Here is a 22,435-nt window from a genome sequence, read left to right as displayed (position 1 = left end):
AAAAGCAAAGTCAAAAGATCGCAGCCTGCGGCAGCTCCTACAACGGAGTGCCGAGCAATACATTGGAGGGAGAGAACTGCGCGCGTACCGATGTTCCGCGGGTCAGCTTGCGTGATTGCAAATGCCGGGGTTCGTCCAGAGCACAGAGCGTCTGGCCATTAGGCAAACTGATTCGCACTTCGCAGGGGCCGTCTTCGGCGTCGAGGATTTCCTCGATGACACCTTCGAGGCAATTGTGACCGGGTGTTGCCTCGTCGCGGCCGCCCAGCAGATCGAGCCAACCGGCCTTGATCAGGGCGACAACTTCAGTGCCGGTTTGCAGGTCCAGGCGCACGGTACTGTCGTGGGTGATCTGCGCCGCGATACTCAGGCCTTCGGGCAGCTCAAGGCGAACCCGATCGTTATGGCCCTGGGTTTCAATGGCCGCGACTTTTCCATGCAACTGGTTGCGTGCGCTGGTCCTGAGCATCAGGCGACCGAGCAGGTCAAGGTCGCTTGCGTCTTCAGCGGCTTCCAGTACCTGGGCTTGCAGCGCCTGCAGCTTTTGATAGAGGCGCAGCACACGCTCGCCTTCAGCTGACAGTTTGGCGCCACCCCCTCCTTTGCCGCCGACACTGCGTTCCACCAGCGGTTTCTGCGCCAGGTTGTTCAGCTCATCGATAGCATCCCAAGCGGCCTTGTAGCTCAGGCCCGCGCTTTTCGCCGCGCGGGTGATCGATCCCTGCTCGGCGATGTGTTGCAGCAAGGCAATGCGTTGCGGGCGACGGACAATGTGCTGGGACAACAACGTAGGCAAGGACATGGCAAGACGCTTTGGCTATGACGGTGGTGAGGACGTTGGCGGCTCGGGACCCGGGAGTCAAGTCACGGCGACTCGCCAGGTTTGGGGGTGCGCGCCAGGCAATAGACGTCGACCCGTATGGCGCCTGCGTCCAGCAGCAGCAGGGCCAGTGCCTGCGCCGTGGCACCGGTGGTCAGAACGTCGTCCACCAGCGCCAGGTGGCGACCCTTCACTGATGCGTCGCTTGCCATGGCGAAGGCGTGGTGCAGGTTGCGTTTGCGTGCCTCGGCGTTCAGGTCTTGCTGGGCGTTGGTGTCTTGAGGCCTCAATAGCAATCGTTCATCAATAGGCACGTCGAGGCGTTCGCTGAGCCAGCGCGCCAGCATGGCAGCCTGATTGAAGCCGCGTTGGCGCAGGCGCCGGGTAGACATCGGCACGGGTACCAGCACATCGGGACGCGGCAGGTCATCGTTGAAGCGATGTTGCAGTGATTGAGCGAGAAGGTCGCCGAGCAGATGGCCATACGGCCATTTCGCGCTGTGCTTGAAGCGAGTAATCAGGCTGTCGATCGGGAAGTTGTAAGTCCAGGGCGCGACCACTCGCTCGAAGGCCGGTGGCTGCATGAGGCATTGGCCGCACGTCATGCCCGCAGCGGGCAAGGGCACTGCGCAGCGCTGGCAATGATCGCCGAGCCATGGCAACTCGGTTTCGCAAGCCATGCAAACGGGCGTGGTGCCATCGGCTACTTCATCACACAGTAAACAGTAGTGGTTATTTTTTAACCAGATGTAAACCGGCCTATCGTATCGTGGTTGACAGCGCATGACTCTTCCTTAAATATGCCGAAACACCTGTGATGCGCCGGTGGAAATTCCATTTCCCGGTCGCCTGCCAAAGCATAAAACAAAGGAAACGCCCATGAGCGCCAGCACCTCTGCAACTTTGCGTCATGACTGGTCTTTGGCCGAAGTCAAAGCACTCTTCGTTCAGCCATTCAATGACCTGTTGTTCCAGGCGCAGACGGTGCACCGCGCGCATTTCGACGCTAACCGCGTCCAGGTATCGACCTTGCTGTCGATCAAGACCGGTGCTTGCCCGGAAGATTGCAAATATTGTCCGCAGTCGGGTCACTACAACACCGGCCTGGAAAAAGAAAAGCTGATGGAAGTGCAGAAGGTCCTCGAAGAGGCCGCGCGGGCCAAGGCCATCGGGTCGACCCGTTTCTGCATGGGCGCGGCGTGGAAGCACCCGTCGGCCAAAGACATGCCGTATGTGCTGAAGATGGTCGAAGGCGTCAAGGCCCTTGGCCTGGAAACCTGCATGACCCTCGGTCGCCTCGATCAAGACCAGACCGAAGCGCTGGCCAAGGCTGGCCTTGACTACTACAACCACAACCTCGACACCTCGCCTGAGTTCTACGGCAGCATCATCACCACCCGCACTTACAGCGAGCGCCTGCAAACCCTGGCCTACGTCCGTGAATCGGGGATGAAGATCTGCTCCGGTGGCATCCTTGGCATGGGCGAGTCCCTCGATGACCGTGCCAACCTGCTGATCCAGCTGGCCAACCTGCCGGAGCACCCGGAGTCGGTGCCGATCAACATGTTGGTGAAAGTCGCCGGCACGCCCTTGGAGAATGCCGACGACGTCGACCCGTTCGACTTCATCCGCATGCTCGCCGTCGCGCGGATCCTCATGCCCAAATCCCACGTGCGCCTGTCCGCTGGCCGCGAAGCCATGAACGAGCAGATGCAGGCACTGGCGTTCTTTGCCGGTGCCAACTCGATTTTCTACGGCGAAAAACTGCTGACCACCGCCAACCCGCAGGCCGACAAGGACATGCAACTGTTCGGGCGCTTGGGGATTTTGCCGGAAGCCCGCGAAGAACACGCCGACGAAGTGCACCAGGCCGCCATTGAACAGGCGCTGGTGGAGCAAAAGAGCAGCGAGCAGTTCTATAACGCGGCTGTTTGATCCTTCTGAAGGAAGGCAAAACCCTGTGGGAGCGAGCCTGCTCGCGAAAGCTATGTAACAGTCGACACTTATGTTGAATGTGAAGGCCTCTTCGCGAGCAGGCTCGCTCCCACAGTGGAGATGTGTCATTTGATAGTCGAGGCCTGCATGTCTTTCGATCTCGCCGCACGCCTGGCTGCCCGTCGTGCCGAAAACCTCTACCGCCAACGTCCGTTGCTCGAAAGCCCGCAAGGGCCGCAAGTGGTGGTCGACGGTCAGCCATTGCTGGCGTTCTGCAACAACGACTACCTGGGCCTGGCCAGTCACCCCCAAGTGATCGAAGCCTGGCGCGCAGGGGCTGCCAAGTGGGGCGTGGGGGGTGGGGCGTCGCATCTGGTCATCGGCCACAGCGGTCCGCATCATGCCTTGGAAGAAGCCTTGGCCGACCTCACCGGTCGTCCGCGCGCCCTGCTGTTCACCACGGGCTACATGGCCAATCTCGGGGCGGTCACGGCGTTGGTGGGGCAGGGCGATACGGTGCTCGAAGACCGGCTCAATCATGCTTCGTTGCTCGATGCGGGCCTCTTGTCAGGGGCACGTTTCAATCGCTACTTGCACAACGATGCGGCGAGTCTGGCCAATCGTCTTGAGAAAGCCACCGGCAATACGCTGGTCGTGACTGACGGCGTCTTCAGCATGGACGGTGACATCGCCGATCTGCCAGCGCTGGCGCGAGAAGCCAAGGCCAAAGGTGCATGGCTGATGGTCGATGATGCGCACGGTTTCGGCCCGCTGGGCGCCAATGGCGGCGGGAGCGTCGAACATTTCGGCCTGAGCCAGGACGACGTGCCGGTACTGGTCGGCACGCTCGGCAAGGCGTTCGGAACGGCGGGGGCTTTCGTAGCCGGCAGCGAAGAGTTGATCGAGAGCCTGATCCAGTTCGCTCGCCCCTACATTTACACCACCAGCCAACCACCGGCCCTGGCCTGTGCGACCCTCAAAAGCCTGGAACTGCTGCGCAGCGAGCATTGGCGCCGCGAGCATTTGCAGACGCTGATCCGCCAGTTCCGGCAGGGCGCCGAGCAAATCGGCCTGGAGCTGATGGACAGTTTCACGCCGATCCAGCCGATCATGATTGGTGACGCCGGGCGCGCGGTGCGCTTGTCGCAGATGCTGCGCGAACGCGGCTTGATGGTGAGTGCGATCCGTCCGCCAACCGTGCCGACCGGCAGTGCCCGACTGCGCGTAACCCTGACTGCCGCCCATAGCGAGGCGCAAGTGCAGCTATTGTTGGAGGGACTGGCCGATTGTTATCAACGACTGGGAGCGGAGCCTGGCCATGCGTGATCGATTGATTCTGTTGCCCGGTTGGGGCCTCGGAATTTCGCCGCTGCAACCATTGGGCGCTGCCCTGCAGGGCCTGGACGAACACATGCGGGTCGAAATCGAGCCGCTGCCCGAGCTGGATTCGAGCAATCTTGAACATTGGCTCGATGAACTCGACGCCAGCGTGCCGCAGGACGCCTGGCTCGGCGGCTGGTCACTGGGTGGCATGCTCGCGTCCGAGTTGGCGGCGCGCCGTGGCGACCGTTGCTGTGGTCTGCTGACCTTGGCGAGCAATCCTTCTTTTGTCAGCCACGACCAATGGCCAAACGCAATGCCTGGCGAAACGTTCGATGCCTTTCTGGCAGGCTGCGCTGCCGATCCACGCATGACCTTGAAGCGTTTTTCATTGCTCTGCGCCCAAGGTGCCGAAGACCCGCGCGGCTTGTCTCGCCTGTTGCTCGCAGGGGCGCCGCACTCAACGGCGGCAGTGCTATTGAGTGGCCTGGAATTGCTCGCGCAGATGGACACTCGCCAAGCCCTGCAGACATTCCGCGGTCCGCAATTGCATCTGTTTGCCGGCCTCGACGGGCTGGTGCCGGCCGAAGCCGCCGAGGCCTTGCTGGCGTTGCTACCCGATGTCGAAATCGGTCTGATCGAACAGGCCGGCCACGCGTTTCTCCTGGAAAATCCCCACGGTGTCGCGGGGGCGATCCAGGCCTTTTTGCATGAGTGCGGCGATGACTGATTTATCCTTTCCGAAGTTGCCCGGTGGTTTGCCCGACAAGCGCCAGGTAGCCGCGTCGTTTTCCCGTGCCGCGGCAAGCTACGACAGCGTGGCCGAGTTGCAACGTGATGTCGGTGGCCAGTTGTTGCACCGTTTGCCGCAGGCGTTCGTACCCCGGCGCTGGCTCGATCTCGGGTGCGGCACCGGTTATTTCAGTCGTGCGCTGGGCGAGCGGTTTCCCGACGGCCAGGGCGTGGCGCTGGACATCGCCGAAGGCATGCTCAATCACGCCCGACCGTTGGGCGGCGCCGCGCACTTCATCGCCGGCGACGCCGAGCGGATGCCATTGCGCGATGCGACGTGCGACCTGATTTTCTCCAGCCTGGCCGTGCAGTGGTGCGCGGACTTCGCGTCGGTGCTCAGCGAAGCGCATCGGGTGCTCAAGCCGGGCGGTGTCTTTGCATTTGCTAGTCTCTGTGTAGGCACGTTGTTCGAGTTGCGTGACAGCTGGCGTCAGGTGGATGGCATGGTGCACGTCAACCGCTTCCGCGAGTTCAACGTTTATCAACAGCTGTGTGCGGCCAGCGGCTTGCGCGCAATCAGCCTGGAAAACCAGGCACATGTGCTGCATTACCCGGACGTGCGCAGCCTGACCCATGAGCTCAAGGCCTTGGGGGCGCACAACCTCAACCCTGGGCGTCCGGGCGGCTTGACCGGTCGGGCGCGGATTCTCGGCCTGGTCGAGGCTTACGAGCAGTTTCGTCAGGCCCAAGGCCTGCCGGCGACTTATCAAGTGGTGTACGCCGTTTTGGAGAAACCCTTATGAGCTCCGCGTATTTCATCACCGGTACGGACACCGATGTCGGGAAAACCACGATCGCCGCCGGTCTGTTGTATGCCGCGCGATCAGCCGGGTTAAGCACGGCAGCAGGCAAGCCGGTGGCCTCTGGTTGTTCGGTGACGCCCAAGGGGCTGCGCAATGCTGACGCGCTGGCGTTACTGGCGGAGTGCTCGCTGCCCTTGACCTACACCCAGGTCAATCCGGTGGCGCTGGAGCCGGCGATTGCGCCGCACCTGGCCGCGAGTGAGGCCGGCATCGCGTTAACCGTGCAATCGCTGCTGACTCCGATGCAGCACATACTCGACATGCAGGCCGACTTCACCCTGGTCGAGGGGGCTGGAGGCTGGCGCGTGCCATTGGCCGACCAGGACAACCTGTCGGACCTGGCGATGGCGCTGGGTCTGCCGGTCATCCTGGTGGTCGGCGTACGCTTGGGCTGCATCAACCACGCGTTGCTGACGGCCGAAGCGATTGCCCGGGACGGTTTGCAGCTGGCGGGATGGGTGGCGAACATCATCGATCCGAAGACTTCGCGCCTTGAAGAAAATCTAGCGACCCTCGCTGAACGCTTGCCAGCGCCCTGCCTGGGGCGGGTGCCGAAGCTCAAGGTGGTCACGGCCGAAGCAGTCGCGGAGCACCTGCAACTCGACCTCCTGGACTAGATGTTGGCTATGGTGCGGCACTGTGCCATTAGTGTTTTTGACGGGCGATTTCTCGGTATGTCTGCTTCAATGAACACTGATGACTCTTTGCAAGGACGAGCACTTCCATGGAAATCTCGGGAAATACCGCTTTCTATGCCGGCCTGAGCACTGTTCAGGCGGGGCAAGACCGTATTGATCAAGCCGCCGGAAAAATCGCCAACGCGACGATCGAGCGTTCGGTGAGCAGCCAGTCCTCCGAGGCTCAGGTCGATCGCCTGCGTTCGGTCGACCGTAGTCGGCAGTCGGACCTCGTGAGCCATGAAATCGAAATGGCCGAAGGCCGGTTTCAGGTGGAGTTGGGCGCCAAAGTCGCCAAGGCTTCCGATGAAATGCTCGGCACCTTGATCGACACCTACGCCTGAACTCACGCTGAAAGCGCACCGTCTGGCGGTACGCTTTCAGCGTGAGTTCCTGTACCCATCTTCTTTTCTCGCGCTGCGCGCTGCTCGTGCAATAGCGTCAGGCTCGCGTGCGCGCTGTTTATTGGTTGGATGACGAATGGCAAAAGATCGGTGCTTGACAAGATTTGGGCGTAAACGTATGTTTCAAACAACTGTTTGATCGTTTCGACAACGGTCGCTCATTCCCGGTTACATCAGCAGAGGTTTATCGCTATGCCTGACTACAAGGCCCCCTTGCGTGATATTCGCTTCGTTCGTGACGAACTGCTCGGCTACGAAGCGCACTATCAGAGCCTTCCGGCTTGTGCAGACGCAACTCCGGACATGGTTGACGCCATTCTCGAAGAAGGCGCCAAGTTTTGTGAGCAGGTACTGGCTCCGCTGAACCGCGTGGGCGACACCGAAGGCTGCACCTGGAGCGAGTCCGGCGTTAAAACCCCGACTGGCTTCAAAGAGGCCTACAAGCAATTCGTCGAAGGCGGCTGGCCAAGCCTGGCCCACGACGTTGAGCACGGTGGCCAAGGCCTGCCGGAGTCTCTGGGTCTGGCAGTCAGCGAAATGGTTGGCGAAGCCAACTGGTCGTGGGGCATGTACCCGGGCCTGTCCCACGGCGCGATGAACACCATTTCCGAGCACGGCACGCCTGAGCAACAAGAGGCATACCTGACCAAGCTGGTTTCCGGTGAATGGACCGGCACCATGTGCCTGACCGAACCGCACTGCGGCACCGACCTGGGCATGTTGCGCACCAAGGCTGAACCTCAGGCCGACGGTTCCTACAAAGTCTCCGGCACCAAGATCTTCATCTCGGCCGGTGAACACGACATGGCCGACAACATCGTTCATATCGTGCTGGCCCGCCTGCCCGATGCGCCGGCTGGCACCAAAGGCATTTCGCTGTTCATCGTGCCAAAGTTCCTGCCAAACGCCGATGGTTCGATCGGTGCGCGTAACGCCGTGTCCTGTGGCTCCCTGGAACACAAGATGGGCATCCACGGTAACGCCACCTGCGTGATGAACTTCGACGCGGCCACCGGTTTCCTGATCGGCCCGGCGAACAAAGGCCTGAACTGCATGTTCACCTTCATGAACACCGCACGTCTGGGTACCGCGCTGCAAGGCCTGGCCCACGCCGAAATCGGTTTCCAGGGTGGCCTGAAATACGCTCGTGATCGTCTGCAAATGCGCTCGCTGACTGGCCCGAAAGCGCCGGAAAAAGCCGCTGACCCGATCATCGTGCACCCGGATGTACGTCGCATGCTGTTGACCATGAAGGCATTCGCCGAAGGCAACCGTGCGATGGTCTACTTCACCGCCAAGCAAGTCGACATCGTCAAGTACGGCGTGGACGAGGAAGAGAAGAAGAAGGCCGATGCGCTGCTGGCGTTCATGACTCCGATCGCCAAGGCCTTCATGACCGAAGTCGGTTTCGAATCGGCTAACCACGGCGTGCAAATCTACGGTGGCCATGGCTTCATCGCCGAGTGGGGCATGGAGCAGAACGTTCGCGACAGCCGTATTTCGATGCTGTACGAAGGCACCACCGGCATCCAGGCACTCGACCTGCTGGGCCGTAAAGTGCTGATGACTCAAGGCGAGGCCCTCAAGGGCTTCACCAAGATCGTGCACAAGTTCTGCCAGACCAACGAAGGCAACGAAGCTGTCAAAGAGTTCGTCACACCGCTGGCTGCATTGAACAAGGAGTGGGGCGAGCTGACCATGAAGGTCGGTATGGCTGCCATGAAAGACCGCGAAGAAGTCGGCGCGGCCTCGGTGGACTACCTGATGTACTCGGGTTACGCCTGCCTGGCCTACTTCTGGGCTGACATGGCACGCCTGGCCGCCGAGAAACTGGCTGCCGGCACTTCTGACGAGGCGTTCTACACCGCCAAGCTGCAGACGGCGCGCTTCTACTTCCAGCGTATCCTGCCGCGCACCCGCACTCACGTTGCAACCATGCTGTCGGGCGCCAACAACCTGATGGACATGAAGGAAGAGGACTTCGCGCTGGGCTACTAAGCCTTAACGCGGTACTTCAAGAAAACCGCTGCTCCTTCGGGGGCAGCGGTTTTTTTTTTGCCTGTTGGTTGATGCTCTTTGTAGGAGCGAGCCTGCTCGCGATGCAACGCTGCACCACCCGGCAAGCCGCAGACGCTGTCTTAAAAATTTCTTGGTAATTGACTCAGCAAGTCGAGATCGGTGCCGTTACAGTTGTTGGCACATTGCCATCAATCGAAATGACGGGTCGGAGCTTTACCTTTGCCGCGTTCATCCGCTGTCCGTGTGGGTCATTTTTTGCCGTCGTCAGTGCTGTTACTGGCGGGACTCGCGGCTGCCTACATCAAGGACCTGAACGTGTTCTTCACGTCGTTGTTCCAGGTGCTTCCAACCTTGGTGTTGTTGCTCGGCGGTGCCTACTGTGCGGTTTACCGACGCCAGCGCGAGCTGTTTCTGATGGCCACGGTGTACATCGCCTACTTCCTGCTCGACACCCAGACCGATTACTACCGTGACAATGGCAAGGTGCGGGACGACGCCGCAGTGGTCTTTCATTTGTGTTGCCTGCTGTTGCCATTGCTGTTCGGCGTATTCGCCGCGTGGCAGGAGCGTACGCATCTGTTCCAGGACATGGTCGCCCGTTTCGCCGTTTTACTGGCCGTCGGTAGCGTCGCATTGGCACTGGAACAAAGTTACCCACAGGCCTTGCTGGGGTGGCTGTCGCAGATTCGCTGGCCTGCCTTGCACGGCGCCTGGATGAGCCTGATCCAGCTGTCCTATCCCGTGTTCATCGCATCGTTCGCGCTGCTGGCCTACCAGTACTGGCGTCACCCAAGACCGCTGCATGCGGCACAGCTGGTGGGGTTGCTCGGGCTGTTCTGGATGTTGCCGAAAACCTTCATCCTGCCCTTCACCCTGAACATCATGTGCAGCCAGGTGATGCTGATGATCGCGGCCGCCGTTGCTCATGAGGCCTATCAAATGGCCTTCCGTGACGAACTCACCGGCCTGCCCGGGCGCCGCGCGTTGAATGAGCGCATGCAGCGCCTGGGGCGCAACTATGTGTTGGCCATGAGTGACGTCGACCACTTCAAGAAATTCAATGACACCCACGGCCATGACGTCGGTGACCAGGTGCTGCGACTGGTCGCCAGCAAACTGTCGAAAATCGGCGGAGGCGGTAAGGCCTATCGTTATGGTGGAGAGGAGTTCGCCCTGGTGTTTGCCGGCAAGACCCTCGAGGAGTGCATGCCGCACCTGGAGGTCATTCGCGAATCCATTGCCACCTACAACATTCATCTGCGCAATCAGGACAGCCGTCCACAGGATGACAATCAGGGCCGCCAGCGTCGCGCCGGCGCCAGTGCCTCGAGTGTGTCGGTGACTGTCAGCATCGGCGTTGCCGAACGGGTGGAACAACGCACGCCCGAGAAAGTGCTCAAGTCCGCCGACCAGGCGCTTTACAGCGCCAAGGGCGCCGGACGCAACTGCGTGATGGCGTTCGGTCAGAACCGCCGTGGCGCCGTGCGCATGGACGCTGCTGCGGTTGAGTGATGACGGCGCATTCAGCGTCTGGACTGTCATTGTGAAGGGCGGGGCGGCGGCAGTAGGTTTGAGTCATCTACTGCCGGAGAAACGACCATGCCCGCCTACAAGGCTCCCCTGCGCGACATGCGCTTCCTGATTGACCACGTCTTCGATTTCCACAGCAACTACGCAGCGCTCGGCGCCACCGAGGCCAGTCCGGACATGGTCAGTGCGATCCTCGAAGAGGGTGCCAGGTTTTGTGAAAACGTGCTGTCGCCTCTCAACCGTAGCGGCGACGAAGAGGGCTGCCATTTCGACAACGGTGTGGTCACGACGCCTGCAGGTTTCAAGCAGGCTTTCGCCCAATACGTCGAAGGTGGCTGGCATGGCCTGGCGGCTGATCCGGCGTATGGCGGTCAGGGGCTGCCCGGCTCGCTGGGGCTGGTCATCAGCGAGATGGTGGGTTCGAGCAACACGTCGTGGGGCATGTACCCAGGCCTGACCCACGGCGCCATGTCGGCGATCCACGCCCATGGCACTGAAGAACAGAAACAAACCTACCTGAGCAAACTCACCGCCGGCCAATGGACCGGCACCATGTGCCTGACCGAAGCCCATTGCGGCACCGACCTGGGCATCATCAAGACCCGCGCCGTGCCTGCAGCCGACGGCAGTTATACGATCACCGGCAGCAAGATTTTCATCTCCGCCGGCGAGCACGACATGAGCGCCAACATCATTCATCTGGTACTGGCGAAACTGCCGGATGCGCCGGCCGGGACCAAGGGTATTTCGCTGTTTATCGTGCCCAAGTTCCTGCCCGATACCGAGGGCGAAGCGGGCGAGCGCAATGGGGTTTCCTGCGGCGCCATCGAGCACAAGATGGGGATCAAGGCCTCGGCCACCTGCGTGCTGAATTTCGACGGGGCCAAGGGCTTTTTGATCGGGGAAGCGAACAAGGGCCTCAACTGCATGTTCACCATGATGAACCACGCGCGACTGGGCACGGGCATGCAGGGTTTGTGCCTGGGCGAAGCGAGTTTCCAGGGCGCGATCAAGTACGCCAACGACCGTTTGCAGATGCGCGCATTGACAGGCCCGAAAGCCCCGGATAAAGCTGCCGACCCTATCATCGTGCATCCGGATGTACGTCGGATGTTGCTGACCATGAAAGCCTTCAACGAAGGCAATCGGGCACTGACTTATTTCACTGCACAGTTGCTCGACGTAGCGCACCTGAGCGCGGATGCAACGGCGCGCCAGGATGCCGAAGACCTGCTGGCCTTCCTGACGCCGATCTGCAAAGCCTTCATGACTGAAACCGGGCTGGAAGTGACCAACCATGGCATGCAGGTATTCGGCGGCCACGGATTCATTCGTGAATGGGGTATGGAACAGCTGGTTCGCGACTGCCGGATCGCGCCGATCTATGAGGGCACCAATGGCATCCAGGCGCTGGACCTGCTCGGGCGCAAAGTGCTCGGCAGCCAGGGCAAGCTGTTGCGCGGCTTCACTAAAATCGTCCACAAGTTTTGCGCGGCCAACGTCGCGCATCCACAGTTGGGCAACTATGTGGCGCAGCTCGATGCGCTGAATCAGCAATGGGGCGAGTTGACGACCAAGGTCGGCATGGCGGCGATGAAAAACCCGGATGAAGTCGGCGCCGCATCGGTGGATTACCTGATGTACAGCGGTTACATCATCCTCGGCTACTTGTGGTTGCGCATGGCGTTGGTGGCGCAGGCGCAGCTTGATGCTGGCAGCGGCGACGCGGATTTCTGCCGGGCCAAACTGGCGACCAGTGAGTTTTACTTCAAGCGCCTGTTGCCGCGTACCGACGCTCATCGGGCGGCGATCGAAGCGGGGAGTGATTGCCTGATGCAGTTACCGGCGGAGTTGTTTGCGCTCTGATGGGCTTTTCTGTAGGAGCGAGCATGCTCGCGATGGTCGTTACCGATAACGTTGGAAGCCAGGTGCCCCGAGGCGTCCTCAGGTTTATCGCGAGCAGGCTCGCTCCTACAATTCTTGCGTTTCCCCTCTACATTTCACCGATGACTAAAAATTACAAAACAGTCATGTGCTGACCCTATGTGTCGCAAAAGTTGTTGGGTTACACTCGGACCCAAAGAAAAGCATCTTTCCTACGAGCCATCTGTTTAGATTTGCGAGGTTTGCCATGGCTGACTACAAAGCGCCCCTGCGCGATATGCGCTTCGTCCTCAATGAGGTGTTCGAGGTCGCCAACCTCTGGGCCGAGCTGCCAGCATTGGCCGATTCCATTGATGCTGAAACGGTCGAAGCCATTCTCGAAGAAGCCGGCAAGGTCACCAGTAAAAGCGTTGCGCCCCTGAGCCGTGCGGCTGACGAGGAAGGTTGTCACTGGGCGGACGGTGCTGTCACCACGCCGGCGGGTTTCCCACAGGCTTACCAAACCTACGCTGAAGGTGGTTGGGTCGGTGTAGGTGGAGATCCGGCCTACGGCGGCATGGGCATGCCCAAGGCCGTTTCGGCCCAGGTCGAGGAAATGGTCAACTCGGCCAGCCTGTCGTTCGGTCTGTACCCGATGCTGACCGCCGGCGCTTGCCTGTCGATCAACGCCCACGCCAGTGAAGAACTGAAGGCCGCCTACCTGCCGAACATGTACGCCGGCGTCTGGGCGGGTTCCATGTGTCTGACCGAACCGCACGCCGGCACCGACCTGGGGATCATCCGCACCAAGGCCGAGCCTCAGGCCGACGGTTCCTACAAGGTCAGCGGCACCAAGATCTTCATCACCGGCGGCGAACACGACCTGACCGAAAACATCATCCACCTGGTGCTGGCCAAACTGCCCGATGCGCCGGCTGGACCTAAAGGGATTTCGCTGTTCCTGGTGCCCAAGTTCATGGTCAATGCCGATGGCAGCCTGGGCGCGCGCAACCCGGCCAACTGCGGCTCGATCGAACACAAGATGGGCATCCAGGCCTCTGCGACCTGTGTGATGAACTTCGATGAAGCCGTGGGTTACCTGGTCGGCGAGCCGAACAAGGGCTTGGCGGCAATGTTCACCATGATGAACTACGAGCGCCTGGGCGTCGGCATCCAGGGCCTGGCCACCGGCGAGCGCTCCTACCAGAACGCTGTCGAGTACGCTCGTGATCGTCTGCAGAGCCGTTCGCCAACCGGCGCGCAGAACAAAGACAAAGTCGCTGACCCGATCATCGTCCACCCGGACGTGCGTCGCATGTTGCTGACCATGAAAGCCGCGAACGAAGGTGGCCGCGCTTTCTCGACCTACGTCGCCATGCAATTGGACACCGCCAAGTTCAGCGAAGACGCCACCACCCGCAAGCGCGCGGAAGACCTGGTGGCCTTGCTGACCCCGGTGGCCAAGGCGTTCCTCACCGATCTGGGCCTGGAAACCACGGTTCACGGCCAGCAGGTATTCGGCGGCCACGGTTACATCCGTGAGTGGGGCCAGGAGCAATTGGTGCGCGACGTGCGCATCACCCAGATCTACGAAGGCACCAACGGTATCCAGGCGCTGGACCTGGTGGGACGCAAGATTGTCGGCAGCGGCGGGGCGTTCTACAATCTGTTTGCCGACGAGATTCGTCACTTCACCGCAACGGCCAGTGCTGACCTGGCGGAGTTCACCAAGCCGCTCAACGATGCGGTGACGACGCTCGACGAGCTGACGGCATGGCTGCTGGACCGGGCGAAAAACAACCCGAATGAAATCGGCGCGGCGTCGGTCGAGTACCTGCAAGTATTTGGCTACGTAGCCTATGCCTACATGTGGGCCTTGATGGCCAAGGCGGCTCTCGGCAAGGAAACGCAGGACGATTTCTACGCCAGCAAGCTGGGCACCGCGCGCTTCTATTTCGCCCGTTTGCTACCGCGTATTCACTCGCTGAACGCGTCGGTGAAGGCCGGTAGCGAATCGCTGTTCCTGTTGGAGGCCGGGCAATTCTGAGTTTGTAACCTGATGTAAGCATTCTCTTACATGACGTGCTGCTGTTCTCCCATAGTCGTAAATTGGATCCACAGCTAATCTACTGCTTATGGACGTAGCGCAGGAAGCGCAAAGCAACAACACGGACACGTAGGATTCTGCCAGGACGGCGGAGTGAAATGGATGTCAGGGAAACAGTCTGCAAAGCCCCGCTTCGGCGGGGTTTTCTTTTGCCTCGAGAAAAGTGTTCAGCTCAGGCCATCCAGTGCCGGCGGGCTGTTCAAGCGTTCATCCGGCCGATTGATCACCTCTTCCAGCAATGTGCGCAGCAAGGCCAGCGATGCCTGTTGCCGTTGCACATCGCGACAGACCAACCCGACTTTCAGCGGCACCCGCGGTTCGCTCAGGGGTTTCCACAACAATTGCTGGTTGCCATGGGTCTTCTGCGAGCGTCCGGGCAGCACCGTCGCCAGTCGTGTGTGCGGCAGGCTGTCGAGTATGCCGGCCATGTTGTTCAGCTCGGCCTGCACTTGCGGACGCCGTCCCAGGCTGGCCATTTGCGCCTGCCAAATCTGCCGTATCTGAAACTCTTCGCCCAGCAGCAACATCGGCAGTTCGGCAGCCTGGCTCATGGAGACTTTCTTGAATTCGCGCAATGGATGGTCTGCCGGGATGACCAGCGTCAGTTCGTCTTCGTACAACAGCACTCCGTGCAGACCCGGCTGACGAGGCGGCAAGTAGCCGATGCCGATGTCCAGCGAACCATTGAGCAGGCGTCGCTCGATTTCCAGTCCCGTCAGTTCATAGATCTGCACCACCAGATGAGGTTGCGCCTTGCGCACCCGCTCGAGCATTTGTGGCACCAGGCTGGTGTGCACGGTTTGCAGTACGCCAATGGCCAGGGTGCGCAGCGCATGCCCCTTGAAGTTGCCCAGTGCTTCACGTGCCCGTTGCAGGCCATCGAGCAAGGGCAGGGCATGGTTGTAGAGCGTATGGGCCGCAAGGGTCGGCAATAGGCGTTTGCTGCTGCGTTCGAACAGGCTCACATCCAGGGTTTGTTCAAGGTGGCGGATCTGTTGAGACAGCGCCGGCTGTGAAATGGACAGGCGCTCGGCAGCCCGGCCCACATGGCCCTCTTCGTAGACCGCGACGAAATAACGCAGTTGCTTGAAATCCATAAGTAATTCTTATCGAAAATGCTGGGAAATCGAAATAGCTCATCGCCTTGGGTGAGCCTAGTCTAACCGTATTCACACGGCTTACAGGGCCCCGGAACGCGATGAACTCCCTTCGCTTCGATGACGTTTGCATAGGTAACGCAAAAAACCTTCTGCGAGGGTTGCACCTATGAATCTGTTCAGCCTGCGCCGACATGCGCCCAGTCTCGACGATTTGCTGGAGGACAGTTCCTCTGCCCCCAACGCAGACAATCTTTGCAGCGAGTACCTGATGCCCAGTGTCGATCGACCCCAACAGGTTTTTGCCCGCGGCCAGGGTTCCTGGTTGTGGGACAGCGATGACCGTGCGTATCTGGATTTCTCCCAGGGCAGCGGTGCCAATAGCCTTGGTCACAGCCCCAAGGCACTGGTCAGCGCCATTACTGCGCAGGCGCAAGCGTTGATCAATCCCGGTTTCGCCCTGCATAACCGCGGCATGCTCAAGCTCGCCGAGCGCCTGTGTGCCATCACCGGCAGCGACCAGGCGTACCTGCTCAACAGCGGCAGCGAGGCCTGTGAGGCGGCGATCAAGCTGGCGCGCAAATGGGGTCAACGGCATCGCGGCGGGGCTTCGCGGATTATCGTGGCCAATCAGGCTTGCCATGGTCGTAGCCTGGGGACGATTTCGGCGTCGGACAGTTCGACCCTGGTCAACCGCTTCGAGCCGCAGCTTCCGGGGTTCAGTCGCGTCCCCTTCAATGACCTTGCGGCGCTGAATGCGGCGGTGGATGAACGGACCGTGGCGATCATGCTCGAGCCGATCCAGAGTGAAGCTGGGGTGATTGCGGCTACCGCACATTACCTCAAGGGGGTCGAGCGCCTGTGTCGCGAGTTGGGCATCCTGCTGATCTTCGACGAGGTGCAAACCGGTGTCGGTCGCTGTGGCAGCCTGCTGGCTGAACAGTCCTTCGGTGTGCGGGCCGATATCGTCGTGCTCGGCAAAGGGCTTGGCGGTGGCGTACCGGTGGCGGCGCTGCTGGCGCGGGGCAAGGCCTGCTGCCTGGAAACCGGCGAAATGAGCGGTACCCATCATGGCAACGCACTGCTGACTGCAGCCGGCCTGGCGGTGCTCGATAGCGTGCAGGACAAAGGCTTTCTCGAGCATGTCGGGGAAATGGCGCAGCACCTGCGCGAAGGCCTGCAGCGTTTGTCCCATCGTTACGGACACGGCGAATTACGCGGGCAAGGGTTGCTCTGGGGGTTGACGCTTTCCGACGACTCGGCAGACGCCGTGGTCAAGGCCGCGTTGTACGAAGGGCTGTTGCTGGACGCGCCGCGAGCCGATTGCCTGCGATTTACCCCGGCGCTGACGGTCAGCAAGTCCAATATCGATGAAATGCTGCTGCGCCTGGCCCGTGCCTTCTCCCGCGTACGCACCGCACAGCTGCAATGCCGTAAAGGGATTGCCGTCTGAGCGGACACTTGCTGCACGAATTCCCGAACCGTCTCGCGGTATAACGCACGCCCCACGCCTGATTCTTTTGGCGTGGGGCGTTTTTTATGGCGGTTGCATCGTTCAGAAACATGGCCTGGGTACATTGGCCTGAACAGCCGGGCTGAACCCTGACCAACGGTACAGGTCGATAGGGTATGGGCTCGCGTGAGCCCACTTCAATCAGGAGCTATGTCCATGGACTTTATCCGCATCATCATCGCCATTCTGTTGCCACCACTGGGTGTATTTCTGCAAGTGGGGTTCGGTGGAGCGTTCTGGCTGAATATTCTGCTGACGCTGTGCGGTTACATTCCCGGGATCGTGCATGCGGTGTACATCATCGCCAAGCGGTGAGGCGTTTCTCCCTGTGTGGCGCTCTCAATTTGTGAGCGCCATCACCCGCCGATAGAACAACCATTCCTGCTCCAGCGCATGCGCCTGGTTGCCGGCTTTGCGGAAGCCGTGACGTTCGTCCGCGTAGTAATGGGCTTCGACCAGGATACCGTTGTTCTGCAGGGCCTCGACCATGTCGCGGGTTTGCTGAGGTACTACCACGGCATCCAGCTCACCTTGAAAGAAGATCACCGGCACGCGAATGTTGCTGGCATGCAATAACGGCGTGCGTGCGGCGTAGCGTTCGGCATCCTGTTGTGGGTCACCGATCAGCCAGTCCAGGTAGTCACCCTCGAATTTGTGCGTCGCCCGGCCCAGCGCCACAGGGTCGCTGACCCCATAAAGACTGGCACCGGCACGAAACACCTGGTGGAACGCCAACGCGCACAGCGCCGTATAGCCACCGGCGCTGCCACCGCGAATGAAAGCTCGCTGGCCATCGATCAAGCCACGTTCGGCGAGATGGCTGACCACCGCGCAAGCGTCTTCGACATCGACTTCGCCCCAGCGCAAATGCAGGGCCTGGCGATAGTCCCGGCCGTATCCGCTGCTGCCGCGATAGTTGAGATCGGCCACGGCAAAACCTCGTTGCGCCCAGTACTGGATGCGCGGATCGAGCATCGGGTAGCACGCCGAGGTTGGGCCGCCATGGATGAACACCACCAATGGCGGCTTGGCGTCGCCGTTCATCGCCGGGTAGAAGAACCCGTAGGCTTCACCCGAACCGCTTGGGTAGTGCAGCGTTTGCGGGCGACTGATTTGCTCGGCGGGCAGCGGTGCAATACCGCCGGCGAGGACTTTCACTTGGTGGGTCTGGCGATCGATGGCGATCACCGCCGCTGAGCTGACGGGGGACGCAGCGATGCAGTAGATGAATTGATCATCCACGGCAAGATGGCGAAAGCGGCTGTAATCGCCGGTAAAGTCTTTGCACGAAGTACCGCAAAGCCCCAATCGGCCAAAACCGCCTTCCGTCCAGCTGGCCAGATAAGTACCTTCGCTTAGCGGTAACCAGGTACAACCACCCAGTTGCCAGGGTGCCGGGCCGTGGTCGGCGGCGGTGCTGGGCAATGGTGTCAGGCCATCGGCCGATTCCATCCAGGGCTGCCAGAAACCACCGCGATCGGTCAGGCAGAACAAGCGACTGTCAGCATCGAAACGAGGTTGTTGCAGCGATTCCTGCGCCTGGTCGCCGGCCACGCAGCAAGGGGCAGCGAAGCCGCCATCGGCCTGGCGTCGGGCGACCATCAAACGGGTCGCGGTCCAGGGTTGATCCGGGCGACTCCACTCAATCCAGGCCAGTCGTTGCGCATCGGGACTCAAGGTCGGTGCGGCGTAAAAGTCCGCGCCTTCGGCCAACAAATGCCGCGCGCCATCCACCAGGTCGATCGCCACCAGGCGGTGTACATTGCGGTTTTCCTCTACCGCCAGTACCTGGCCATTGGCGAACTGCAGATCACCATATCGACACACACCTGAGGTCAGCACCTCTGGCGTCTCGCCTTGCAGTGATTGGCGATAAAGCTGCTGATCCGCCTCATTGACGAACACCACGCCGTCGTCGGTCAGGCAAAACGCGCCACCGCCATATTCATACACTCGACTGCGCACACTGAACGGGGGTGGCGTCAGGCAGCTGGCCACACCATCACGCCAGTGCCAGATCCGACACGCGGCATCCTCCGGGCGGTATTCGTTCCAGAACAAACCATGGGCGCCGACCTGCAGCTCGGCAAAATCGATGCCGGCCGCGACGGCGTTGGCGGCGCTGAAGGGTTCAGCTTTTGGCGATGAGGCGTGAGTTTCGTTCATTGCGAAAGGCCAGTTGTTCAATGGTCTGGGTCGCGTGCTCGGCCTCTTCGCGGGCCTTTAGGATCACGCCGTGATGAGGCGACTTGCTGCACACCGGGTCGGCGTTGCGCGCATCCCCCGTGAGCATGAAGGCCTGGCAGCGACAGCCGCCGAAGTCCTTTTCTTTCTCGTCGCAGGAGCGGCATGGCTCGGGCATCCAGTCGTAACCGCGAAAGCGGTTGAAGCCGAACGAGTCGTACCAGATGTGCTGCATGCTGTGCTCGCGCACGTTGGGAAACTGCACCGGCAGCTGTCGGGCGCCATGACAGGGCAGGGCGGTGCCGTCCGGTGTGACCGTCAGGAAGATACTGCCCCAGCCGTTCATGCAGGCTTTCGGGCGTTCTTCGTAGTAGTCCGGGGTGACGAAAATCAACTTGCAGGGATGCCCTTCGGCTTCCAGTTTGGCGCGGTATTCGTTGGTAATGCGCTCCGCACGAACAAGCTGTTCCCGGGTCGGCAGCAGCCCCACCCGGTTGAGTTGTGCCCAGCCGTAGAACTGGCAGGTGGCGAGTTCGACGAAGTCGGCCTCCAGGGCAATGCACAGCTCGATGATGCGGTCGATCTTGTCGATGTTGTGCCGATGGGTGACGAAGTTCAGCACCATCGGGTAGCCATGGGCTTTCACGGCGCGGGCCATTTCCAGCTTTTGCGCGAAGGCTTTTTTCGAGCCCGCCAGCAGGTTGTTCACCTGCTCGTCGCTGGCCTGGAAACTGATCTGGATGTGATCGAGACCGGCCTTTTTGAAATCGCTGATTTTCTGCTCGGTCAGGCCGATGCCGGAGGTGATCAGGTTGGTGTAGAACCCCAGCTGGCGCGCTTCGGCAATCAGCTCGGCGAGGTCCTGGCGCACCAACGGCTCACCCCCGGAAAAGCCCAGCTGCGCCGCGCCCATCTCGCGGGCCTCGCGGAACACCTTGATCCACTGCTCGGTACTGAGCTCCTGGCCTTGTTCGGCAAAATCCAGCGGATTGGAGCAGTACGGGCATTGCAGCGGGCAGCGATAAGTCAGTTCGGCCAGCAACCAAAGGGGCAGGCCGATCTCGGGCTTGGGCGGCACTTGCCTGGATGAATCAGGCAAGTTCGATCCAGTGCTGCGCACGGGCAACCTCCATGAATTGCTCGATGTCGTCACCGAGCTCAGGCACATCGGGGAACTGCTGGTTGAGTTCCTTGATAATCGCGGCGACATTGCGCTCGCCATCGATCAAGCCGCCAATCAGCGCCGCGCTTTCATTGAGTTTAATCATGCCTTCCGGGTACAGCAGCACGTGGCCTTTCTGTGCCGGTTCGTACTGGAAACGGTAGCCAGGACGCCAGGTCGGGGTCTTGCTGCGATCGAAACTCATAGGGGGATTCCTTTGTGCCAGACCCGTTCACTCGTCACCGTATGGTAGGGCGGGCGGTTCAACTCATAGGCCATGCTCATGGCATCGAGCATGCTCCAAAGAATGTCCAGTTTGAACTGGAGAATTTCCAGCATGCGTTCCTGGCCTTCCCGGGTCGTGTAGTGCTCGAGGGTGATGGCCAGGCCGTGCTCGACATCGCGCCGCGCCTGGCCCAGGCGCGTGCGGAAATACGCGTAGCCGGTGGGGTCGATCCACGGGTAGTGCTGCGGCCAGCTGTCCAGGCGCGATTGGTGGATCTGCGGGGCGAACAGCTCGGTCAGCGAGCTGCTGGCCGCTTCCTGCCAACGGGCGCGACGAGCGAAGTTGACGTAGGCGTCGACAGCAAAACGCACGCCGGGCAGCACCAGTTCCTGTGAACGCAATTGGTCCGGGTCGAGACCGACGGCCTGGCCCAGGCGCAGCCAGGCTTCGATACCGCCGTCTTCGCCGGGGGCGCCGTCATGGTCGAGCAGGCGTTGAATCCATTCGCGACGGACCTCGCGGTCCGGGCAATTGGCCAGGATGGCCGCGTCCTTCAGGGGGATGTTCACCTGATAGTAAAAGCGGTTGGCGACCCAGCCCTGGATCTGCTCGCGGGTGGCCCTGCCTTCGTACATCGCCACGTGGTAGGGGTGGTGGATGTGGTAGTAGGCGCCCTTGGCGCGCAGGGCGGCTTCGAATTCGGCGGGGGACATGGGGGTGTCGGTCATTGCGGTTCTCCAACGAACAGCCGTAGAAATGAGGCGTTATTACCGGCCTCTTCGCGAGCAGGCTCGCTCCCACAGTAGATCGCCTTCCCCCTGTGGGAGCGAGCCTGCTCGCGAAGGGGCCCTCCGTTACAGCACAATACTCATGCCGTCATACGCCACTTCAACCTGGCGCCGTTCCAGCTCCGCCCGCTGCGGCGAATCTTCGTCGAGAATCGGGTTTGTGTTGTTGATGTGGATAAGCACCTTGCGCTGTTTGGGCAGTTGCTCCAGCACTTCAAGCATGCCGCCAGGCCCATTCTGCGCCAGGTGGCCCATCTCCCGGCCGGTGCGGGTGCCGACACCACGGCGCTGCATTTCGTCGTCGTCCCACAGCGTGCCGTCCACCAACAGGCAGTCGCTGGCAGCCATGATTTCCAGCAGTGGCGCATCGACCTTGCCCAGCCCCGGCGCATAGAACAGCTTGCCACCGGTATTGAGGTCTTCGACGATGAGGCCGATATTGTCGCCTGGATGCGGGTCGAAGCGATGCGGCGAGTAGGGCGGCGCGGCGCTGCGCAGTGGCAGCGGGGTGAAGCGCAGATTCGGGCAGGCCGGGATGCTGAAGCTCTGGTCGAGTTCGATGCGGTTCCAGCTCAGGCCGCCGTTCCAGTGGGTCAGCATGTTGAATAGCGGGAATCCGGTACTCAAATCCTCATGGACCATGTCGGTGCACCAGACCTGGTGCGGGCAACCTTCGCGCAACATGAGCAGGCCGGTGGTGTGGTCGATCTGGCTGTCCATCAGGATGATCGCGCTGATCCCGGTATCGCGCAGTGCGCGCCCCGGTTGCATGGGCGCGAAGCTCTGGAGCTGGGCACGGATGTCCGGGGAGGTGTTGCACAGCACCCAATTCACGCCGTTATCGGAAATCGCGATGGACGATTGGGTGCGTGCCTTGGCCCGCAGGCTGCCATTGCGAAAACCTGCGCAGTTTTCGCAGTTGCAGTTCCACTGAGGAAAACCGCCGCCGGCGGCGGAACCTAGGATCTGGACGAACATGGATGCTCCATCATTTCAACGCTGAAAATAAAACGCCTCGGGATAAACCGAGGCGTTGAACTACATTTCTGCCAGGGCAGAGATCAGCGGCTGGCGAAGTACATGGTGACTTCAAAGCCGATACGCAGGTCGGTGTAAGCTGGTTTGGTCCAGGCCATCAGTTGAACTCCTTCAGGTAAGGTTGGACAGCGCTATCTATATGTATAGTCCACCTCCG

Annotated in this window: 21 protein-coding genes; 12 read left to right on the top strand and 9 right to left on the bottom strand. The window is 60.8% G+C overall.

What is annotated here, in order from left to right:
* Positions 1-37: 37 nt before the first annotated feature.
* Positions 38-802 carry a TOBE domain-containing protein gene (locus tag AC1Q8Q_RS08435; protein ID WP_492614968.1) on the bottom strand — a complete coding sequence of 255 codons (765 nt, stop codon included), beginning with the start codon at positions 800-802 and terminating at the stop codon, positions 38-40.
* A 62-nt stretch (positions 803-864) separates the two neighbouring features.
* The gene (locus AC1Q8Q_RS08430; protein ID WP_168759047.1) at positions 865-1,605 is read right to left on the bottom strand and encodes a ComFC family protein; all 741 of its coding nucleotides are present in this window, start codon (positions 1,603-1,605) and stop codon (positions 865-867) included.
* A 94-nt stretch (positions 1,606-1,699) separates the two neighbouring features.
* Here AC1Q8Q_RS08430 and bioB point away from each other — a divergent pair, with 94 nt between their 5' ends.
* The 10 genes from bioB to AC1Q8Q_RS08380 all read left to right on the top strand — a co-directional run bounded on the left by bioB (position 1,700) and on the right by AC1Q8Q_RS08380 (position 14,210).
* Positions 1,700-2,755 carry a biotin synthase BioB gene (gene bioB, locus AC1Q8Q_RS08425; protein WP_020796035.1) on the top strand — a complete coding sequence of 352 codons (1,056 nt, stop codon included), beginning with the start codon at positions 1,700-1,702 and terminating at the stop codon, positions 2,753-2,755.
* A 147-nt stretch (positions 2,756-2,902) separates the two neighbouring features.
* Positions 2,903-4,081, top strand: coding sequence for an 8-amino-7-oxononanoate synthase (gene bioF, locus AC1Q8Q_RS08420; protein ID WP_168759046.1), 1,179 nt, complete (start codon positions 2,903-2,905; stop codon positions 4,079-4,081).
* Entirely contained in the window at positions 4,074-4,805 is a 732-nt protein-coding gene (locus AC1Q8Q_RS08415; RefSeq protein ID WP_020796032.1) for an alpha/beta fold hydrolase, read from the top strand. The genes bioF and AC1Q8Q_RS08415 overlap by 8 nt, the downstream gene beginning before the upstream one ends.
* Positions 4,798-5,610, top strand: a complete 813-nt coding sequence (gene bioC / locus AC1Q8Q_RS08410; RefSeq protein WP_020796031.1) for a malonyl-ACP O-methyltransferase BioC — start codon at positions 4,798-4,800, stop codon at positions 5,608-5,610. Before AC1Q8Q_RS08415 ends, bioC begins: the two co-directional genes overlap by 8 nt.
* The gene (bioD, locus tag AC1Q8Q_RS08405; protein ID WP_492614967.1) at positions 5,607-6,287 is read left to right on the top strand and encodes a dethiobiotin synthase; all 681 of its coding nucleotides are present in this window, start codon (positions 5,607-5,609) and stop codon (positions 6,285-6,287) included. Before bioC ends, bioD begins: the two co-directional genes overlap by 4 nt.
* Positions 6,288-6,394: 107 nt before the next feature.
* A complete protein-coding gene (locus AC1Q8Q_RS08400; RefSeq protein ID WP_020796029.1) occupies positions 6,395-6,691 on the top strand; it encodes a hypothetical protein in 297 nt (98 codons plus the stop codon).
* Between the two features lie 252 nt (positions 6,692-6,943).
* Positions 6,944-8,749 carry a phenylacyl-CoA dehydrogenase gene (locus AC1Q8Q_RS08395; protein ID WP_020796028.1) on the top strand — a complete coding sequence of 602 codons (1,806 nt, stop codon included), beginning with the start codon at positions 6,944-6,946 and terminating at the stop codon, positions 8,747-8,749.
* A gap of 240 nt (positions 8,750-8,989) precedes the next feature.
* Complete coding sequence (locus AC1Q8Q_RS08390) at positions 8,990-10,282, top strand: GGDEF domain-containing protein (RefSeq protein WP_168759044.1); 1,293 nt, start codon at positions 8,990-8,992, stop codon at positions 10,280-10,282.
* A gap of 87 nt (positions 10,283-10,369) precedes the next feature.
* Complete coding sequence (locus AC1Q8Q_RS08385) at positions 10,370-12,166, top strand: acyl-CoA dehydrogenase C-terminal domain-containing protein (RefSeq protein WP_168759043.1); 1,797 nt, start codon at positions 10,370-10,372, stop codon at positions 12,164-12,166.
* Between the two features lie 265 nt (positions 12,167-12,431).
* Complete coding sequence (locus tag AC1Q8Q_RS08380; RefSeq protein WP_020796024.1) at positions 12,432-14,210, top strand: acyl-CoA dehydrogenase C-terminal domain-containing protein; 1,779 nt, start codon at positions 12,432-12,434, stop codon at positions 14,208-14,210.
* A gap of 227 nt (positions 14,211-14,437) precedes the next feature.
* On the opposite strand, the gene AC1Q8Q_RS08375 is transcribed toward AC1Q8Q_RS08380, so the two are convergent.
* The gene (locus tag AC1Q8Q_RS08375; RefSeq protein WP_020796023.1) at positions 14,438-15,367 is read right to left on the bottom strand and encodes a LysR family transcriptional regulator; all 930 of its coding nucleotides are present in this window, start codon (positions 15,365-15,367) and stop codon (positions 14,438-14,440) included.
* A gap of 169 nt (positions 15,368-15,536) precedes the next feature.
* On the opposite strand from AC1Q8Q_RS08375, the gene AC1Q8Q_RS08370 reads away from it, so the two are divergent.
* Both AC1Q8Q_RS08370 and AC1Q8Q_RS08365 read left to right on the top strand, forming a co-directional pair.
* The gene (locus tag AC1Q8Q_RS08370) at positions 15,537-16,820 is read left to right on the top strand and encodes an aspartate aminotransferase family protein (protein WP_083349828.1); all 1,284 of its coding nucleotides are present in this window, start codon (positions 15,537-15,539) and stop codon (positions 16,818-16,820) included.
* A 216-nt stretch (positions 16,821-17,036) separates the two neighbouring features.
* Entirely contained in the window at positions 17,037-17,195 is a 159-nt protein-coding gene (locus tag AC1Q8Q_RS08365; RefSeq protein WP_003228885.1) for a YqaE/Pmp3 family membrane protein, read from the top strand.
* Between the two features lie 24 nt (positions 17,196-17,219).
* On the opposite strand, the gene AC1Q8Q_RS08360 is transcribed toward AC1Q8Q_RS08365, so the two are convergent.
* From AC1Q8Q_RS08360 to pqqA, 6 genes are all read right to left on the bottom strand, one after another.
* Positions 17,220-19,046 carry a S9 family peptidase gene (locus AC1Q8Q_RS08360; protein ID WP_492614966.1) on the bottom strand — a complete coding sequence of 609 codons (1,827 nt, stop codon included), beginning with the start codon at positions 19,044-19,046 and terminating at the stop codon, positions 17,220-17,222.
* The gene (gene pqqE, locus AC1Q8Q_RS08355) at positions 19,012-20,184 is read right to left on the bottom strand and encodes a pyrroloquinoline quinone biosynthesis protein PqqE (protein WP_492614965.1); all 1,173 of its coding nucleotides are present in this window, start codon (positions 20,182-20,184) and stop codon (positions 19,012-19,014) included. The genes AC1Q8Q_RS08360 and pqqE overlap by 35 nt, the downstream gene beginning before the upstream one ends.
* Complete coding sequence (gene pqqD, locus AC1Q8Q_RS08350; protein WP_168757662.1) at positions 20,156-20,431, bottom strand: pyrroloquinoline quinone biosynthesis peptide chaperone PqqD; 276 nt, start codon at positions 20,429-20,431, stop codon at positions 20,156-20,158. Before pqqD ends, pqqE begins: the two co-directional genes overlap by 29 nt.
* Entirely contained in the window at positions 20,428-21,180 is a 753-nt protein-coding gene (pqqC, locus tag AC1Q8Q_RS08345) for a pyrroloquinoline-quinone synthase PqqC (RefSeq protein ID WP_033043061.1), read from the bottom strand. The genes pqqD and pqqC overlap by 4 nt, the downstream gene beginning before the upstream one ends.
* 126 nt (positions 21,181-21,306) lie before the next feature.
* Positions 21,307-22,218, bottom strand: coding sequence for a pyrroloquinoline quinone biosynthesis protein PqqB (pqqB, locus tag AC1Q8Q_RS08340; RefSeq protein ID WP_020798846.1), 912 nt, complete (start codon positions 22,216-22,218; stop codon positions 21,307-21,309).
* Between the two features lie 83 nt (positions 22,219-22,301).
* Positions 22,302-22,376 (bottom strand): pyrroloquinoline quinone precursor peptide PqqA, encoded by a 75-nt coding sequence (gene pqqA, locus AC1Q8Q_RS08335; RefSeq protein ID WP_003444522.1) that lies wholly within the window; start codon positions 22,374-22,376, stop codon positions 22,302-22,304.
* Positions 22,377-22,435 lie beyond the last annotated feature (59 nt).

The organism is Pseudomonas sp. GW823-FHT06B06 (assembly GCF_058795195.1).
The sequence above is the reverse complement of the archived record's forward strand: the minus strand, read 5'-3'. Positions and strand labels throughout refer to the sequence as shown.

Excerpts from the sequence above, each read along its gene's own strand:
- AC1Q8Q_RS08435 (WP_492614968.1), bottom strand. The coding sequence starts at position 802 with ATGTCCTTGCCTACGTTGTTGTCCCAGCACATTGTCCGTCGCCCGCAA.
- AC1Q8Q_RS08430 (WP_168759047.1), bottom strand. The coding sequence starts at position 1,605 with ATGCGCTGTCAACCACGATACGATAGGCCGGTTTACATCTGGTTAAAA.
- bioB (WP_020796035.1), top strand. The coding sequence starts at position 1,700 with ATGAGCGCCAGCACCTCTGCAACTTTGCGTCATGACTGGTCTTTGGCC.
- bioF (WP_168759046.1), top strand. The coding sequence starts at position 2,903 with ATGTCTTTCGATCTCGCCGCACGCCTGGCTGCCCGTCGTGCCGAAAAC.
- AC1Q8Q_RS08415 (WP_020796032.1), top strand. The coding sequence starts at position 4,074 with ATGCGTGATCGATTGATTCTGTTGCCCGGTTGGGGCCTCGGAATTTCG.
- bioC (WP_020796031.1), top strand. The coding sequence starts at position 4,798 with ATGACTGATTTATCCTTTCCGAAGTTGCCCGGTGGTTTGCCCGACAAG.
- bioD (WP_492614967.1), top strand. The coding sequence starts at position 5,607 with ATGAGCTCCGCGTATTTCATCACCGGTACGGACACCGATGTCGGGAAA.
- AC1Q8Q_RS08400 (WP_020796029.1), top strand. The coding sequence starts at position 6,395 with ATGGAAATCTCGGGAAATACCGCTTTCTATGCCGGCCTGAGCACTGTT.
- AC1Q8Q_RS08395 (WP_020796028.1), top strand. The coding sequence starts at position 6,944 with ATGCCTGACTACAAGGCCCCCTTGCGTGATATTCGCTTCGTTCGTGAC.
- AC1Q8Q_RS08385 (WP_168759043.1), top strand. The coding sequence starts at position 10,370 with ATGCCCGCCTACAAGGCTCCCCTGCGCGACATGCGCTTCCTGATTGAC.
- AC1Q8Q_RS08380 (WP_020796024.1), top strand. The coding sequence starts at position 12,432 with ATGGCTGACTACAAAGCGCCCCTGCGCGATATGCGCTTCGTCCTCAAT.
- AC1Q8Q_RS08375 (WP_020796023.1), bottom strand. The coding sequence starts at position 15,367 with ATGGATTTCAAGCAACTGCGTTATTTCGTCGCGGTCTACGAAGAGGGC.
- AC1Q8Q_RS08370 (WP_083349828.1), top strand. The coding sequence starts at position 15,537 with ATGAATCTGTTCAGCCTGCGCCGACATGCGCCCAGTCTCGACGATTTG.
- AC1Q8Q_RS08365 (WP_003228885.1), top strand. The coding sequence starts at position 17,037 with ATGGACTTTATCCGCATCATCATCGCCATTCTGTTGCCACCACTGGGT.
- AC1Q8Q_RS08360 (WP_492614966.1), bottom strand. The coding sequence starts at position 19,046 with ATGAACGAAACTCACGCCTCATCGCCAAAAGCTGAACCCTTCAGCGCC.
- pqqD (WP_168757662.1), bottom strand. The coding sequence starts at position 20,431 with ATGAGTTTCGATCGCAGCAAGACCCCGACCTGGCGTCCTGGCTACCGT.
- pqqC (WP_033043061.1), bottom strand. The coding sequence starts at position 21,180 with ATGACCGACACCCCCATGTCCCCCGCCGAATTCGAAGCCGCCCTGCGC.
- pqqB (WP_020798846.1), bottom strand. The coding sequence starts at position 22,218 with ATGTTCGTCCAGATCCTAGGTTCCGCCGCCGGCGGCGGTTTTCCTCAG.